Raw genomic sequence first — 16,960 nt, 5'->3', positions numbered from 1 at the left:
CGCTCAGTCAAACTACCGATGGTTACTGCGCCGAGATCGCGAACAGCATCGTTTCGCCAGAATGGTCGTCCACACCATCATTGTCGGTGGACACCCACATTGTGCCATCTTCGGCGATTGCCAGGCCTTCGACCTTGTCCAAGACAAAGCCGCCTGTCGAGGTCAGATAAGGCAGCAGATCGACAACAATCTCTTTGGTCAGAACGGGTGGCGTTTCGCCCAGCGCGACCATCCCCGCCATCTGATCCATTGAGACGCGGGTGATCAGCTTGGTCATTGCTGCGTCACCCAGTTGATTGTCACGCTCGAGGAAGTAGAGGTCATCACCATGCGCAACGATTTCCGAAAGACCAACCCAACCCGTAGATGCTTCGGTCAGCGGGTAATGTGCCACGCTCCACGCTTCGGTTTCTAGGTTATAGCCCAGAACCTTCACATGGTTTTCAGGATCATCGCGCCATTCACGCTGCACGGCCATATACAGCATATCGTCAACACGGGTGATCCCCTCAAACGAGAAACGCCGCTCCACGGCCAGCAATTCATTTGGCAGGGCGATGTAATCCTCAATCGCGCCATCGGCCCCAATGTGATAGATCGCGTGCGGCACCAAGCGGTCACTGCGCCCTTCTGAGGCGACCCAGAAACCGCCCTCACCATCAAGCGCGATGCCTTCCATATCCATCAACTGCGCGGGCTGACCTTCGCGGGTGAGGCGAATTGCATCAACAATACGCGCAGGGGTTTGGCTAACATCGATGTGGAAGATGGTTGGCTGCATGGCATAGAAGCTGTCAGCCACTGCATAGAGTGTTCCATCTTCAGCCATAACCTGCCCCGAGATCGCACCCCAGCCTGTCAACTCATCCATACCTGCGCTCGTCAGATGCGGATATACGGCAGGGGCGTTTTGATATTCATAGATCATCACATGGGCAGGCGCGCCGCCATCGCCCCGCGCGTCATATTCATTGGCCGTGGCCAAAATATTCCGCGAGGGGATCGCAATCGCACCCTCAGGGGAAATGCCAGAGGGCAGAAGCTGTGCCAATACAGGCTGAGCAGGGTTCGACATATCATAGACGCCCACGATAGAGGAGCGTTCGGCCAATAGGAACATCATTGGCACGCCGCCAAATGTTGCAAATTCCATCCCTTCAGGCTCGACACCTTTGTTGCCAGAGCGCTTCTCGGGGTAATGGCCGATTTCCACAATCGCGTATTCAAAAGCCGTGCCTGCCTCAAAAACTTCGGTGCCATCGCGGTTGAACACGGTAAAGCCGCGGCTGCCACCATCCATATCGCCTTCATTTGCAATCGCGAAATGGTCTGTATCGATCCACTGCACCCCATCAGGCTCGCGCGGGACTGTGATGGTCTGGTCAAAGATCAGCGCGCGTTCTTCCTCGGTGTCCACGCCGTTAAGCATCACCTCACCCGCCGAGAAATGGCTGAGCACCTCACCTGTAGCAGAAACGACAACCATGTGGTTGTTTTCCTGCATCGTCACAACGATGTCGCCATTGGCGTTCACGTCAACGAATTCTGGTTCAGGGTCTTCTGGGGCGATATCAGCAAGCCCTGTCAGATCAACACGGATCTGCGCCGCGCAATCCATCGCGCCATTTTCCCCCAAGGGTTGGATCACCAAATGACCCGCAGGCATTTGCGGCACGCGGCCATCGCCCAGATCCTCGTCTCGCTCGTTCTCAATCGCAACAGTGATGAAGCTGCCATCGGGGGCAACAGCCGTGCTGTCGGGCTGTCCACCCAGATCACAAGAGGCGAGAACGTCACGGCTCCCTGCATCAATCGCATGCAAAACGCCTGACGGGTTGGTGAAGCTTTCCGATGTGTTTTCCGCGACAAACACCGTGTTTCCAAGCGCGGATACGGCTGTTGGCTCGCCATTTGGCAGCGCGAATACGCCTGCGGCAACAGGGTTCGCGGGATCGGTGATGTCGATAAAACCGATCACACCTGCAGGGCTGTCGGAATAGACCAATGTCATTCCATCGCCCGTGGCCGCGATAATCTCGGCTGAGGTTTCTTCGGCATCGGGCGTATTCGCGGCAACTGGAAAAGACGCGATACGGTTAAAGTTCATATCTTGGGCCAATGCAGGCCCTGCAAACAAAGCAAGGCCTGTTGTGGCCAAAAGCATGCGCAGGTTCATCAGGTATCCCCCTTGGGTAAAACAGAGTACCCCACGCCATTGCCCTATCTAAGTTACGACCGCGTAACAGAAGGGTGACAAAGCCATGAAACAACAAGGGGGCTAAAGTTGGGGTTTCTTGTCAGGGGGCGCGGGTCGATATACAGTTAAAGAGAAATGGCCCGAGGCAGCATCATGCACATAAAGATATCCCCCCGCGGGACTTTTGGTCATAACACCGCGCCGCGTTGGCGATGCGCGCCCACGGTGGCGTGGCTATCCAGCAGAGGTTATCAATAGCGCATAAGACCCTTGCACAAGCGGCATTGGTCGCGGAAACTCTGCCCCTATGAACGCCCCGATCCGTCCTATGTTTTTGGCCCTGATGCTGTGCCTTAGCCCGACTTTGACACGGGCTGAAGAGATATTGGTGTTCGCGGCCTCTAGCCTTGCGACAGCCCTAGATGAAATCGAACAGAAATTTGAGGCAGCAAGCGATTTCGAGGTCAGCATGGTTTATGCAGGGTCCTCTACGCTGGCCCGTCAGATTGAACAGGGCGCGCCTGCCGATATTTTTATCTCAGCCAATACCGACTGGATGGATCGCATCGCCCAAGCGGGATTGATTGCGCCGGATACTAGGTTTGATCTCTTGGGCAATCAATTGGTTCTTGTGGCGCATGGGGAAGGTCTAGATCAATCGGATCAGAATATCACGCCCGAGATCAATTTGGCCGATTTGCTAGACGGCGGTTATCTGACCATGGCCCTTGTTGATGCCGTGCCTGCAGGGATTTATGGTCGCGCCGCGCTCAGCCATCTCGACCTTTGGGACACGGTCGCAGATCGGGTCGCGCAATTCGACAATGTGCGCAGCGCCCTTGCCCAAGTTGCAGCGGGGGCAACCCCCCTTGGAGTGGTCTATCGCAGCGATGCTATGATCAGCACGCAGGTGCATATCATTGGCACCTTCCCGGCAGACAGTCACGACCCAATCCGCTACCCTGCCGCCGCGCTTGGTGCGGAGATAAAACCTGCGGCCGCGGCTTTTCTCGCCTATCTGCGCGGGGATGACGCGGCGATGATTTTCACGGCGAATGGATTTGAGACACTGGCGGAGGCTGAGAAATGAGTGATCTTCTCGGCCCCGCAGAATGGGCCGCAATCGCGCTATCCCTCAAGGTCAGTTTTTGGGCCACCTTGGCCAGCCTGCCTGTCGCACTTTGGGTTGCCTATCTGTTGGCGCGCTGTAACTTTTTTGGAAAGCAAATATTGAATGCAGCGGTTCATCTGCCCCTGATCTTGCCGCCTGTGGTGACGGGATATGTGCTGCTTTTGGCCTTTGGCGCGCAGGCCCCCTTGGGGCAAGCCTTGGCTGCACTAGGTCTGGGCTTTGCCTTTCATTGGACGGGTGCAGCCCTTGCCGCGGCGGTCATGGCCTTTCCGCTGATGGTGCGCGCGATGCGCCTATCCCTTGAGGCGGTTGACCCCAAACTTGAGGATGCAGCCCGCAGCCTAGGCGCGCCGCCTTGGGCAGTCTTTGCCACCCTCAACTTGCCTCTGAGCCTGCCCGGGGTTCTGGCTGGCGCGATTTTGGGGTTTGCAAAGGCCATGGGGGAATTTGGCGCCACCATCACCTTCGTTTCGAATATTCCAAATCAAACCCGCACAATCCCTTCGGCGATTTACACATTTTTACAGCAACCAGGCGGGGAACAGGGCGCACTGATCTTAGTTGCCGTGTCGATCTTTATCGCTATTCTTGCCCTCGTTTTGTCAGAAATTCTGGCGCGGGCTTTGTCCAAACGTATCGGGGGACGTGATGCTTGATCTGAGGCTTCGTCACCAGATCGGTGCGTTTTCACTTGATCTTAACTTCCAAGCCGCCCGCGGGATCACTGCCCTTTTTGGCCGCTCGGGCGCGGGCAAAACCACCGTGATCAATGCAGTCGCGGGTCTTATCACGCCTGATGAAGGCTATATCCGCGTGGGGGATATGGATCTGTTTGACCCTGCGCGCGGGATAAACCTTGCCGCGCATGAGCGCCAAGCCGGGTATATTTTTCAAGAGGCGCGCCTCTTTCCGCATCTGAGCGTTGCGAAAAATCTCCGTTATGGGATGCGCTATCGCGGCGCGCGCCCTGCCCCGAATTTCGCAGATATTGTCGAGATGTTGGGGATCGGGCACCTCTTGCAGCGGCGACCCGCGATGCTATCAGGCGGCGAGAAGCAACGCGTGGCAATCGGGCGCGCGTTGTTAGCGGCCCCCCGTATCCTTCTGGCAGATGAGCCACTGGCAGCCCTTGATGAGGCGCGCAAGCAAGAAATCCTGCCCTATTTTGAACGTCTGCGCGATGAAATGGACATTCCCATTCTTTATGTAAGTCACGCCCCCACCGAGGTTGCGCGCTTAGCGACAGAAGTGATCACGATTGAGGCGGGGCGGATACAGGCGCAAGGGCGCCCAAGCGAGGTCTTTTCTGACCCCCATAGCCTGCCTGCAGGGTCACGCGAAGCGGGGGCCGTTATTGAGGCCACGCTGACGGCGCATCACGCGGATGGGGTCAGCGAATTACGCAACGCCGATGTGGCACTTTTTGTGCCGCGCCTGAGTGGCGATTTGGGGCGAAAATTACAACTGCGTATTGCCGCGCATGAAGTGATTTTAGCCACCCAAAAACCACAAGGACTATCCGCGCTCAATGTCATCGAAGGCACAATTCACAGTATGCGCAGCGGCGATGGCCCCGCCGTTTTGGTCGCAGTCGACACGAAATTGGGGCGGATCTTGGCCCGTGTGACCCGCCGCTCGGCCCATCTATTGGGCCTGAACGAAGGGCGGGCGGTCTATGCCATCCTTAAAACCCTATCGGTCGCGCGCGAAGATATTGGCTGATCATGCCGCCTTTGAGATCGGCATGAACAAGGTGCGCGCCAAAATACGGGTCTGCAAATCAGCCCCGCAAAACAAGTAGGCCTAGACTAAGACCGCGAGGCCAATGGCCACCAAAGCCGCAATCAGCAGCGTCAGTGTGATCAACAACGCCAAGGCGCTGCGCCCAACTGATGCAAATGCCTGCAACGAGGTTTTCATCCCAACGGCGGCAACGGCCACCACAAGGCAGCTTTGCGAGACAATGTTCACGCTCTCTGTGATCAACGGCGGCACAAGCTGCATCGTGCCCAGAATGGCCAATACAATGAACCCCGCCACGAAAGCAGGGATGAGCGGCGGGGCTTTCCCGCCCTCGCCCGCCTCAAGATGGGCTTTGCGCAGGATCAAAGACGCCACCAAAATCACGGGGGCCAACATGATCACGCGAAACAATTTGACCAAGGTGGAAAGATCCCCCGTCTCATCCGAGATGGAATAGCCCGCCCCCACAACTTGGGCCACATCGTGAATGGTGCCGCCTAAGAATATCCCTGCCATATGGGTCGACAGACCAAGCGAGGTGGCGATCATCGGATAGATGATCATCGCGACACTCGAGAGCACCGTCACCCCCACCACAGTGAAGGTGACATCATCTTCGGCCACATGCCGTTTTGGCAGCAACGCTGAAATGGCAAGCGCCGCAGAGGCACCACAAATGGCAACAGAGCCACCCGCAAGAAACCCAAAATAGCCCGATCTGCCAAAACGCGGGGCCAGCCAAATTCCCGCGCCAATCGTGGTGACGACCGCCATCGCCAGCATGACCGCTTCGGCCACGCCAATGCCTTCTAACAATTGCGCGCTAATGCGAAGGCCAAGCAGCGCCACCCCAATGCGCAGAACGGTGCGGCCCGCAAATTGGATGCCTGCGGCCATACGCGGCTCTTGCGAGAGGAAATGAAATGGGATGCCGAGCAAAATCGCAATCAGCATCACAGGCGCGCCGTAATGATCCGACAGGAATTGCGCAGCCATCGCCACCAAAAGCGCCATCAGAAACCCTGGCCCAATGCGCTGAAGGCCAGAGAGGATGTCAGCGTTGCGCAGGGTCACCGACACACACGCCCTGTATCGGCACGGAAGATGTGAACGGCCTCAGGGGCAAGCTTGACGGCAACTGTTTGGCCAATGGCGATATCAGTCTGGCCCGCTTGGTGGATCACCAGCGGCTCCCCTGACGGCAGGGTGACAAAGATATAGCTTTCGCTGCCCAATTGTTCGACTTCGGTAACTTCGCCCTTCACGCCGCCTGTTTTGGCAATGCTAATGTCGCGTGGGCGGATGCCCAATTCGATTGCATCGCCTTGACCAACACCGCTGCGCGGCCCAAGGGGAATGTGACCCCCAGCGGCCAAAGCCACCCCACCTTCGGCGATTTCGCCCTTCAGGAAATTCATCGCAGGCGACCCGATAAAGCCCGCAACAAAGCGGTTATCTGGATTATTGAACAGCTCTAACGGGGTTCCAAATTGTTCCAGCCTGCCATCGCGCAAAACCGCGATTTTATCGGCCATTGTCATCGCCTCGACCTGATCATGGGTCACATAGACCATCGTGTTCCCAAGGCGGCGATGGAGGTTGCCAATCTCGCGGCGCATCGTCACGCGCAGCTCAGCATCAAGATTGGACAGCGGCTCGTCAAAAAGGAAAATCTTTGGCTCGCGCACAACCGCGCGACCAATGGCAACCCGCTGACGCTGCCCGCCCGACAATTGACCAGGACGGCGGTTCAGATACGCCTCAATGCGGAGCATACGCGCGGCCTCCTCCACGCGGCGGGAAATTTCGGCTTTCGGCATTTTGAGGTTCTCAAGCCCGAAAGACAAGTTTCCGCGCACCGACATATGCGGGTAAAGCGCATAGGATTGAAACACCATCGCCAATTCACGCTGTGCCGCGGGCACGTGGTTGACCACAACCCCATCGATCACGACATCGCCGCCCGTGATCCCCTCAAGCCCCGAAATCATCCGCAGGAGCGTGGATTTTCCGCAGCCAGATGGGCCAACAAAGACGCAAAACTCGCCTGACTTGATCTCAAGATCAATGCCATGGATCACTTCGACCGAGCCGTAGCGCTTGATCACTGATTTCAGCTGTAGGTCACTCACTATTTCAATCCCGTATTGGCAATGCCCGTGGTGATGTATTTCTGCAAGAACACAAAGACCAAGGTCGCAGGCACGAGGCTGACCATGGTCATAGCGAGGCGGAAATGCTCTTGGCTGAGATGCTCGCCACGGAATTCAAGCAGACAAAGTTGAATTGTATAGGCCTCTTTGGTGGTCGCGATGGCCACCATCGGCAAGATCAGATCATTCCAGCGCCAGATCACCGATAGGATCGCCAAGGCTGCAATCGCGGGCAAGGCCAAAGGCAAAATGATGCGCCAATAGACCTTCCATTCGCTCGCCGCATCCATGCGCGCTGCCTCGATCAACTCATCAGGGATCGACAGCATATATTGGCGGAGCAAAAACACCCCCGTTGGGGTGGCCGCCCCTGGAATGATAACACCCCAGATCGACCCTGACAGGCCCGTGGCATTGATTGCCTTGAACAAGCCCACAAGCGTGATGGTGGGGGGCACCATCAGCGTGGCCAAGATGATCACAAAGAACAAAACTTGGCCGCGGAATTTATATTTCGCCAGCGCAAAGGCCGCCATCGAATTGATGAGCAAGGTCAGGGCCGTGGCAATGGCCGTGACCAAAACCGAATTGGTAAAGCAGGTCGCAAAATTCACGTTTACGCCAAAGGCACGCCCCAAAAGGGGATCGGTGTAGTTTTCCCAACTGGGGGCAAAGCTGCGCTCTGTACGAATGGTGGCCGTGGCAAGCTGCACCACCTCCGCGCTGCGGTTATCAACATAGCGCGCGGGCGTTGTTTCGCGCGTGGGGTTGATGCGCGACACCCCAAACAGTGTCTCAATACCTGTAACTGGATCAGGGGCGCGGGCCAAAATCTGAACAGAAATGGCCGATGGCTCGTAAGGATCAAGCGATAGAAATTCCGACAAAAGTCGCTGATCTTCGGGGCCAAGCCCCGCGATGATGGCCGCAACATCGTATTCACTGCGGGCCTGCGCCGACATGGACACATAGCGCAAAATCCAATCAGGCAGGTTTTCCCGTGCAACCAAGTCACGCGTCATCTTAGGCAAAAGGCCCAAATGCGCCCGCAAGGCATAAAGCGCATCCCCCTCATACCCTGCCAAAAAGGCGGATAAATCGTGTCGTGCCTTTTGCGCATCTGGCAGATCCGACCAATCCAAAACCCAATAGGGCAGATCACTGATGTAGAAAATGCGCTTGCCCTCCGGCCCTGTGACTGTGGCGCGCGCCACCTGTTCATAGCGGGCAGGCAAAAGCGATAGGTCTTGGCGCTCCAACTGGGCCGAAGATTTCAGCGAATTCAACCCCAGCCACAGCACAGGCACGAGGATCACAACCACACCCAGCAAGAGATAGGCATAGGTGAGGTAATCCAACCAGTTGGCGCGTGGCCCGCCTGCCTTGCGGGTCAGAAATGCCCATGCCCCGCTCATTGCCGTGCCCCCCGCGATGAGAGCCAAACCTGCAACAACGACAGCACGATCAAAACCGCAGCCACAATCAACGATGCCATCGCCGCAACCCCCAGACCATTGGCTGTGGCCTGCCCCCGCAGACCTGATGTTTCAAAAATATACGCCACAAGCGAAGACCACCGCACCGACATGGCATAGAGTTCCTCAAATGCTTGAAAGGCTTTGATCAGCGACAAAACCGTGACCACCAACAGGGTCGGCGCAAGCAGCGGGATGGTGATGCGGGTCAATTGCCGAAAGGCTGATGTGCCATCCATTTCAGCAGCCTCATACACATCGCGCGGGATTGCCTGCAGCCCTGCAAGCAGGATCAGCATATAGAAACCAAGATGCGCCCAAGTGTAGACAAAGACAGACCAAAACATTGTCCATGACGGATCGGTGAGCCATTGGATCGGCTCCTCAATCCAGCCCCAGATGATCAGGCTTTGGCTCAACACGCCTTGCCGCTTGAGGATCAAACTCCACAAAAATCCGACCACCACGGGCGACAGCATCACAGGGTAGAAAAACACCGCCCGCCAAAAGCCGCGCGCGATGATTTGGCGGTTCAGGGCAAGCGCAGATAAAAGCGCCACGAGGATCATAACGGGCACTTGGAAAATCACGAAGATCGCCGTGTCGTAGACGGCCGAGAAAAATTTGTCGTCCTCAAGATTGGCGGCGCCCGTGTCAATCTGTGTTTCGGCCACAAGACGGCGCAGGTTATCAAGACCTGCGAAGGCGCGCTCATCAAAGAGAATGGATTGGCCTTCGGTCACCGCGAAACCCAAATTGATAAACATCGGGGCAAAGGTGAATAGGCCAAAGACCAACATATTGGGCAAAAGGAACAAATAGGGCAGACCAGTCGCGCCGGCGAGGCGCTGTGTCATCTCAATCGGCCATCCCATGATCGAGGCCAATTGCCCCATAATTGGGCCAGTGGGGCGGATCAACACCCACCCCACGGCCAAGTAGAGGGCCAGATAAAGCGGCCAAGGTGACCCTGCAAATGCGGCGATGAAGGCGTCAATCATTGCAGGGTCGTCCTTTGGTTCACTTACTGGGCGATTTGTGCGGCAACATCCGCATCAATCGCGGCCAAGGCATCATCAAGGCTCATTTCGCCTGTGATCGCTTTGGTCAGGTAGTCAGGCACAACACCATAGATTACGAAATTCTTGGCATAACCTTGGAAGGTGTAAGCCTGTGGTGTGGTTTCTGCTGCCTTGCCAGCATTTGCCGCAAAGACAGACAGCGCCGCCGCAACCGCGGGGGATGCATCACCATAATCAACACCCGAAGCCTGAAGGCCCTGATGCGCGGTGATGTTGCGGGTTGCAGATGCAAAGCGGGCTGCATTTTCCTCAGAGGCGAGGAAATCGATAAAGGCCGCAGCTGCTTCAGGTGCATCGGTCGATTTGAACGCCGTGATCGCGGCACCCCCTGGCATTGCGCCACAGCCACCTACGCCACATGGCGCTGGAACCGCGCGCCATTCGAAATCGGTGATGTTTTCCGAGTAGGAATTGATCATCCACGAGCCCGACATATGCATCACAGCTTCGCCCGATTGGAACAGCGGTGCAGCGTTGCGATATTGCGTGCCCTCACCCGCAGGCCAACCTTCAGCAGGCATCAGGCCTGAGGCGTGCCAACCCACAAATGTTTCTGCAAAGTTACGGAACCCTTCATCCACGAGGATCGGGTTGCCCGCATCATCAAAGAAGCGCGCGCCATAGGAAAACGCGGGGCCCGCCATACGATGCGCCGTGCGATCCATTGCCAAGCCTGCAGTCACGCCTGTTGCGGCCTGAACTTCGGCCAAGGCCGTTGCCCAATCGTCCCATGTTGCGCCATCCCCTGGCATATCCACGCCCGCATCTTCAAAGAGCGAGACGTTGACATAGGGGCCTGTCACAGTCAGCTGGGTCATCCACCCGTAAATCCCATCATCCCCCACACCTGGTGCGCGGAACCACGGCAGGGTCGCGCCATAGGCGGCTTCCCATGTGCCACGATCGACATAGGGCGCGAGATCAAGGTAATACTGGTTCAAGCCGCCCAAATTGGTCACGCGCGCGACATCAGGGGCCGCATCCGTTTGCAACTGGTTTTCCAACTGATCACGGATCACGTCATAGGCAACGGTCTCCATGTTAACAGTATGGCCTGTGGCAGCGGTGAATTCGGGCAGCATTTCGCCAATCACATCGCATTCATTGCCGTCTTGGTAGCACAAAAACGTAATTTCATCCGCAAAAGCGGGGGCTGCGCTTGCAACCATAAGTGCTGCAATTGCAGTGCTGGTAAACTTAGCGGTCATGTAATTCCTCCCTTAAACATTCCCGTTGGTTTTGGTCGTCTCACTTTCCCCCTTTTGATCGGGGTAACTTAGTTATGCGGGCTCAGTCTCCCTCACGGTGAACGTGCCAAGTTTGCCGCGGAAAAATCCCAGCGACCCACCGAAGTCGCGATAGCCCGCACGCTGCACTTGGCCGACCATGATATCATGGTCACCGCCCGCGTAATTGGCCCAAGCTGTGCATTCAAACCGCGCAAGACAGTCATGCAGCACGGGCACACCTTCGGCATTCATATCAAAATCATCGGGCCCAAGCCCCTTTGCATCGCGCGCGATGCGCCAGCAAAGATCTTCTTGATCCGCCCCCAAAACATGAATGGCATAGGCTGGGGCCGCACCGAAATAGGGGTATCGGCGCGAAGCGCGATCAATCGACCATAAGACCAATGCAGGATCGAGCGACACGGATGTAAAACTATTCGCCGTGATGGCCACCGGCCCCTCATCGCTTGCGACTGTGACAATGGTCACACCCGTTGCAAAACACCCAAGCGCCGTGCGAAAGGCGCGCGGGTTTGCCGGGTCAGGCACAAAGCTGCTGAGGGGGTGGCGGCGCATCTTCTGATCCATCAGGCGACCTCGTGACCAAGTGCGGCCTCGTAAAGCGAGAACCAATCGCGCCGATCAAGACGCACGCGCAGCGCGTCTGAAATAGTGGCAATGCGCGGCAACGCATTGGTGCCAAGCACAGGCAAGATTGTCGAAGGATGGGCCAAGAGAAAGGCCGCAGCAACAGCCGCACGATCCACGCCCTGCTCTGCCGCAATCGCGTCAAGACGCGTGGCCAACAGCCCCTCGCGTGTAGTCATCAGCGCACCACCCCCCAAAGGCGACCACGCCATAACGGGCTGTGCATGGCGTTGATGGAAACTCAAATCCCCATTTGTGAAGGGCGCGACATGGGACAGCGACAGCTCAATTTGGTTGGTCACCAATTTCGCGCTCATCGCAGATTGCAGCAACTCCCAATCCCAAGGGCGGAAGTTCGACACGCCCGCTGCGCGGATCTTGCCCGCTTTGATCAATCCATCAAGGCAGGCCCCCGTCTCGTGGTGATCCATCAGCGGATCGGGGCGGTGGATGAGCAACAGATCAATCTGATCAATCCCCATCTCGCGCAATGAGGTATCAACAGATTGCGTGATATGAGCTGCGGATGTGTCGTAATATTTTACGGGCGCATCGGAATAGCGGCCAATCGGGGCCACGATATCGCATTTTGTGACGATTTCTATTTTGGCGCGCAGATCGGGCCGCGCGCGCAACGCTGCACCCAAAATGGCCTCAGCGGTATAAGCGCCATAAATATCCGCCTGATCAAAGGTTGTGATCCCTTGGGCAAGGCAGGTTTCGATTTTTGCGATGACATGATCGGTGGAGGTATCCGTGTCATCGCCAAGCCGCCACATCCCGTAGACAAGACGGCTAAAACTCAGGCCCTCGGCGATTTGGACGCGGGGCATGGTAGGGGGTGTTTTGGTCATTTGCGAACGCCTCCGCCTAGGGGTGTATTCGGCAATGTAGCGGGCACGCGGCCATATTCATGGGGCAAAGAGCAAGTTTTCATCTGCGGCAACACGCGGCCGCCAAAATGCTCTGCCTCGCCTTTGTGCGGATACCCCGAAAGAATAAAGGCGCGGATGCCCATTTTCTGGTAATCCTCAAGCCGTGACAAAACCTGATCGGTAGAGCCAACAAGCGCCGCCCCACAGCCAGACCGCGCGCGGCCAACACCCGTCCAAAGATGGGGTTCGATATAGCCCGCACCATCCGCAATCTCGCGGTTTTTCGACTGATGGCTCACCCCAAGGGATTTGGCATCAAGCGCGCGATTTCGGATCGCGTCCCCCTGATCCTTATCAAGTTTCGAAACGATATATTCGGCATATTCGCGCGCTTCGGCCTCGGTGTCGCGCACGATCACATGGACGCGCAAACCGTAATCAAGCGTGCGGTTATAACGCTCGGCCACGGCATTCACGGCCTGCATCCGTCCACGCAACTCGTCCTCGCGCTCAGGCCACATGAGATAGACGTCACAATGCTGACCGCAAAGCTCAAGCGCATCAGGCGAGTAGCCTCCAAAATACAGCAGCGGCCCGCCCTTTTGATAGGGGCGCGCAGGGTCAGTGGTCAGGCCTTCAAAGTTATAAACTTCGCCTTTGTAATTGATCTCGTCCTGTGTCCATGCCTGTTTCAGAATTTCCACAACCTCGCGCGAACGCTGATAGCGAAATGAACTGTCGGCCACCTCACCAGGAAAATCCGAAGAGATGATGTTAACCGTCAGGCGGCCTTCCAGCATGTGATCGAGTGTCGCGATGGTGCGCGCCAACATAATGGGCTGCATCTCGCCACAGCGCACAGCCGCCAGCAGGTTAATCTTGGAGGTGATCGGCGCACAGCCCGCAACGAAGCTGAGCGTGTCTTGTCCCACCTGATAGGACGAAGGGCACAGCACATTGCGAAAGCCGTAGTTTTCAGCGGTTTTCACAATATCCGAGCAATGCGCAAAAGATGAGCGCAAGGCCCCATCTGGCACGCCCAAGAATTGATAATCGTCCGAGCAAAGCGCAGCAAACCACGACACTTCGGCGGCATCTAGATCGGCAGATGTGATGGGAACCACGCTCAAATCTCTTCTCCCCTCCCTGCGGCGCGTTGATCTAATCGTCATCGCTGCCGCTTGACTTTCTCCGAAATTAGCCGTGTGCTTGATCTGGATCAATAGTGTATCAATTTTCTCGAAAGGCCGCTTCGATGCGCGATCAAATCGACCGCAGACCCGCCTCATCGGCGCTGCCGCTTTACATACAATTAAGCGAGGTCTTGATCCGTGAAATCGCAGCGGGCCGCCTGCCCGATGGCAGCCGCCTGCCGCCCGAACGCACGCTGGCTGCGCAATATCAAACCACGGTGCGCACATTGCGAAAATCCCTCAATATTCTTGAAGAAAAAGGTCTTTTGCGCCGCGTGCAGGGGTCTGGAAATTATGTGCAATCAAGCGCGCAGATCAGTTCGATTTACTCGATGTTTCGCCTCGAACTTCGCACAGGCGGCGGGCTGCCAAGCGCGCAAGTTTTGGCGTTGGACTATCTCGCGAAACCCGCCGATCTGCCCAGTTTTGGCACGGCCTCGCATGCCACGCGAATCCGCCGTTTGAGGTTCCTCAATTCTCTGCCAGTGGCGGTGGAGGAGATCTGGCTAGACGGAGCTGCAGGCCGATTGGAGGCCGAAAAGCTGTCTGATTCGTTGTATCTGACCTATCGCGTGCAATTGGGCCTGCGGATCCTTCAAGCTGAGGATTATGTCAGCATTGCCCCCATCCCCGATTGGGTGCCGCCCGATTTCGCGCGCCCAGCCACAAGCCCTGCCCCCTTTGTTGAACGTTACAGCCATGCAGACGGTCGGGGCATCATTGAATATTCCCGAAATTGGATTGACCACACGCGCGCACATTATGTGCAACGTCTAAAGTAGAGAGGACAAATGTCTCAAATTACACGCTACGGCATCATCGGTTGCGGTATGATGGGCCAAGAACATCTGCAAAATATCGCTCTGCTAGACAGGGCGGAGGTGGCCGCGATTTTCGAGCCCGATGCAGGTATGGCTACGAAATCACTGACCCTTGCACCAAAGGCCACGCTTTACGATAGCCTTGAGGCACTGGTGGCCCATCCCGATCTCGACTGTTACGTGATCGCCAGCCCAAATTTCCGCCATGTCGAGCAGTTATCATATCTCGCCAAACATCGCCCCCTGCCTGTCCTCGTGGAAAAGCCGCTCTTTACGGATCCAGCGCAACAAGACAGCCTGCGCGAGATCCGTGACAGCTATCCCGCGCCTATTTGGGTCGCGATGGAATATCGCTACATGCCGCCAATCACCGCCTTCCTTGAGGCCGCCGAAGGGGCCACGGGGGGGATCAAGATGCTGTCTTTGCGCGAGCATCGCTTTCCTTTCCTTGAAAAGGTGGGCGATTGGAACCGCTTTAACCGCTATACGGGCGGGACATTTGTTGAGAAATGCTGCCATTTCTTTGACCTGATGCGCCTCGCCCTGAAATCAGAACCCGTGCGGGTGTTGGCCTCGGGTGGGATGGATGTGAATCACCGAGACGAGGCCTATGACGGCGAGACGCCAGATATCCTCGATAATGGGTTTGTCATCGTGGATTTCGCCAATGGCGCACGGGCGCTGCTCGAACTGTGCATGTTCGCTGAAGGCAGCCGCTATCAAGAAGAGGTCTGCGCCACTGGCCCTAAGGGCAAGATTGAGGCCTATGTGCCCGGCCCCGGTCGGTTCTGGCCCGATCATTTGGGCGAGGCCCCAATCCCGCAATTGATTGAAAGCCCACGAGACCCCAAAGGACCTATCGCCCGCGACATCCCTGTCGACCCGACCCTATTGGCAGCAGGCGACCATAATGGATCAACCTTTTATCAACATCAGAAATTCTTAGATTTGGTGCGCGGTAAAAGCCAAGCACCCGAAGTCAGCCTCAACGATGGCTACATGGCCGTCATTATGGGAATGGCTGCACAAATTTCGATGAAGGAACATCGCGCTGTAGAGATTTCAGAACTTACCCGCGCGATGGATGGGTAACTGAAAGATGCCCCATCACCTGCTAGTGGCAGGTGATGGGGAAATCCGAGGCAAGCCTCAGCCTGGAACTTTGTTTGCCGCAGGCGCTTCGATTGGCGCCGCAACGGGCTGCGAAGAGCACGCCGACAAAGCAACAAGCGCTGTGATGCAAACTGCAACAGATAGTTTTTTCATGATTAATTACTCCTTATGGGCAGTTATATGGAATCAAATCCACGCACAACAGTCAATGACTACTAGATGTCGTGGAGGGTTAAGTTATCATTATTTCATATTACGAGGATGTAATTCATGAATTTGAAATTGTTAATAAACAATAAAAATACCTAAAAAGTGTCATATATGTCGAATTTAGACCAAATTGGAATTGTTGGAGGTGGTTTGATCGGTCTGAGTTGGGCCGCTTTAGCGTCATCATTGGGTCATAAAGTGGTCATTATCGACCCCGACCCTGAATGCAGCCAGGATCTTTCAGCCTTTTTGGCCCATGCATGGCCAAACCTGGCAGAATTGGGGTTGGCCCATCAGCCGACTGCGCCTGATGTCAGCCCAGATTATGCGGCTCTTAAAGGGGCCAGATTTGTCCAAGAAAATGCGCCAGAGCGGATCGCGGTCAAGCATGAGGTGATCCGCCAAATCGAGGCTCAGGTCGGGCCTGAGGTCGTGATTGCGTCAAGCACCTCGTCACTCATGGCAAGTGATCTACAGCAGGGCGCCAAACATCCTGAGCGCATCTTGGTCGCGCACCCGATGAACCCGCCGCATCTGATCCCGATGGTTGAACTGGTCGCAGGCCACCTCACCGCACCCGAAGCCATGGATCAAGCCGAAGCGCATTATCATGCGCTGCACCGCGTGCCCATTCGCGCAAAGCGCGAGGTGCAAGGCCACATCGCTAACCGCCTGACCGCAGCACTCTATCGCGAAGCGGTCAATCTTGTGGCCGAAGGGATTGCAGATGTCGCTGATATTGATCGCGCCATTGCCAATGGGCCAGGTCTGAGATGGGCCTTGATGGGGCCACATCTCACCTATCACTTGGGCGGTGGTGCGGGCGGCTATCGCGCGTATCTTGACCATCTTGGCCCCACGCAAGAGGCGCGATGGAAAGACCTTGGTCATCCCGAACTGACCGAGGCACTCAAGGCGGAATTGGTTGCAGGTGTCGAAGCGGAATTGGCGAGCATGGGCAGCACAGATTTGCGCGCGCGCCGTGATGCTGCATTGGTGGCCCTTTTGCGCCTAAAGGGAGATCAGGCACTATAACCCACCGCAAAGAAAAAGTGGGCGCAGATGCGCCCACTTTCACGCCCTATAAGG

At 56.4% G+C, this 16,960-nt stretch carries 15 protein-coding genes; 6 read left to right on the top strand and 9 right to left on the bottom strand.

What is annotated here, in order from left to right:
• Positions 1 to 22: 22 nt before the first annotated feature.
• Positions 23 to 2,176 carry an esterase-like activity of phytase family protein gene (locus tag AAC637_RS10720; RefSeq protein WP_340303554.1) on the bottom strand — a complete coding sequence of 718 codons (2,154 nt, stop codon included), beginning with the start codon at positions 2,174 to 2,176 and terminating at the stop codon, positions 23 to 25.
• A 328-nt stretch (positions 2,177 to 2,504) separates the two neighbouring features.
• Here AAC637_RS10720 and modA point away from each other — a divergent pair, with 328 nt between their 5' ends.
• From modA to modC, 3 genes are read left to right on the top strand one after another with little or no spacing between them, the layout of a single operon-like run.
• Positions 2,505 to 3,287, top strand: coding sequence for a molybdate ABC transporter substrate-binding protein (gene modA, locus AAC637_RS10715; RefSeq protein WP_340303553.1), 783 nt, complete (start codon positions 2,505 to 2,507; stop codon positions 3,285 to 3,287).
• Positions 3,284 to 3,985, top strand: a complete 702-nt coding sequence (gene modB / locus AAC637_RS10710) for a molybdate ABC transporter permease subunit (RefSeq protein WP_340303552.1) — start codon at positions 3,284 to 3,286, stop codon at positions 3,983 to 3,985. Before modA ends, modB begins: the two co-directional genes overlap by 4 nt.
• Positions 3,978 to 5,051, top strand: coding sequence for a molybdenum ABC transporter ATP-binding protein (modC, locus tag AAC637_RS10705; RefSeq protein ID WP_340303551.1), 1,074 nt, complete (start codon positions 3,978 to 3,980; stop codon positions 5,049 to 5,051). The genes modB and modC overlap by 8 nt, the downstream gene beginning before the upstream one ends.
• Positions 5,052 to 5,132: 81 nt before the next feature.
• Here the strand turns inward: modC and AAC637_RS10700 are convergent, their stop codons facing one another.
• From AAC637_RS10700 to AAC637_RS10665, 8 genes are all read right to left on the bottom strand, one after another.
• A complete protein-coding gene (locus tag AAC637_RS10700; RefSeq protein ID WP_340303550.1) occupies positions 5,133 to 6,146 on the bottom strand; it encodes a YeiH family protein in 1,014 nt (337 codons plus the stop codon).
• Positions 6,143 to 7,204, bottom strand: a complete 1,062-nt coding sequence (locus AAC637_RS10695) for an ABC transporter ATP-binding protein (RefSeq protein WP_340303549.1) — start codon at positions 7,202 to 7,204, stop codon at positions 6,143 to 6,145. The genes AAC637_RS10700 and AAC637_RS10695 overlap by 4 nt, the downstream gene beginning before the upstream one ends.
• Positions 7,204 to 8,640: a carbohydrate ABC transporter permease gene (locus tag AAC637_RS10690; protein WP_340303548.1), complete on the bottom strand. Its 1,437-nt coding sequence runs from the start codon at positions 8,638 to 8,640 to the stop codon at positions 7,204 to 7,206. The genes AAC637_RS10695 and AAC637_RS10690 overlap by 1 nt, the downstream gene beginning before the upstream one ends.
• A complete protein-coding gene (locus AAC637_RS10685; protein ID WP_340303547.1) occupies positions 8,637 to 9,701 on the bottom strand; it encodes a carbohydrate ABC transporter permease in 1,065 nt (354 codons plus the stop codon). The genes AAC637_RS10690 and AAC637_RS10685 overlap by 4 nt, the downstream gene beginning before the upstream one ends.
• Positions 9,702 to 9,724: 23 nt before the next feature.
• Positions 9,725 to 10,990, bottom strand: coding sequence for an ABC transporter substrate-binding protein (locus AAC637_RS10680; RefSeq protein ID WP_340303546.1), 1,266 nt, complete (start codon positions 10,988 to 10,990; stop codon positions 9,725 to 9,727).
• A 72-nt stretch (positions 10,991 to 11,062) separates the two neighbouring features.
• Positions 11,063 to 11,599 (bottom strand): flavin reductase family protein, encoded by a 537-nt coding sequence (locus tag AAC637_RS10675; protein WP_340303545.1) that lies wholly within the window; start codon positions 11,597 to 11,599, stop codon positions 11,063 to 11,065.
• The gene (locus AAC637_RS10670; RefSeq protein ID WP_340303675.1) at positions 11,599 to 12,492 is read right to left on the bottom strand and encodes an aldo/keto reductase; all 894 of its coding nucleotides are present in this window, start codon (positions 12,490 to 12,492) and stop codon (positions 11,599 to 11,601) included. The genes AAC637_RS10675 and AAC637_RS10670 overlap by 1 nt, the downstream gene beginning before the upstream one ends.
• 17 nt (positions 12,493 to 12,509) lie before the next feature.
• Positions 12,510 to 13,664 carry an LLM class flavin-dependent oxidoreductase gene (locus AAC637_RS10665; RefSeq protein ID WP_340303544.1) on the bottom strand — a complete coding sequence of 385 codons (1,155 nt, stop codon included), beginning with the start codon at positions 13,662 to 13,664 and terminating at the stop codon, positions 12,510 to 12,512.
• Positions 13,665 to 13,789: 125 nt separating this feature from the next.
• On the opposite strand from AAC637_RS10665, the gene AAC637_RS10660 reads away from it, so the two are divergent.
• From AAC637_RS10660 to AAC637_RS10650, 3 genes are all read left to right on the top strand, one after another.
• Positions 13,790 to 14,509, top strand: a complete 720-nt coding sequence (locus AAC637_RS10660; RefSeq protein WP_340303543.1) for a GntR family transcriptional regulator — start codon at positions 13,790 to 13,792, stop codon at positions 14,507 to 14,509.
• A 9-nt stretch (positions 14,510 to 14,518) separates the two neighbouring features.
• Positions 14,519 to 15,640 carry a Gfo/Idh/MocA family protein gene (locus AAC637_RS10655; protein WP_340303542.1) on the top strand — a complete coding sequence of 374 codons (1,122 nt, stop codon included), beginning with the start codon at positions 14,519 to 14,521 and terminating at the stop codon, positions 15,638 to 15,640.
• 342 nt (positions 15,641 to 15,982) lie between these two features.
• Positions 15,983 to 16,906: a 3-hydroxyacyl-CoA dehydrogenase NAD-binding domain-containing protein gene (locus AAC637_RS10650; protein ID WP_340303541.1), complete on the top strand. Its 924-nt coding sequence runs from the start codon at positions 15,983 to 15,985 to the stop codon at positions 16,904 to 16,906.
• Positions 16,907 to 16,960: the final 54 nt, after the last annotated feature.

Source organism: Roseobacter sp. HKCCD7870 (genome assembly GCF_037830315.1).
Classification (GTDB): domain Bacteria; phylum Pseudomonadota; class Alphaproteobacteria; order Rhodobacterales; family Rhodobacteraceae; genus M30B80.
The sequence above is the reverse complement of the archived record's forward strand: the minus strand, read 5'-3'. Positions and strand labels throughout refer to the sequence as shown.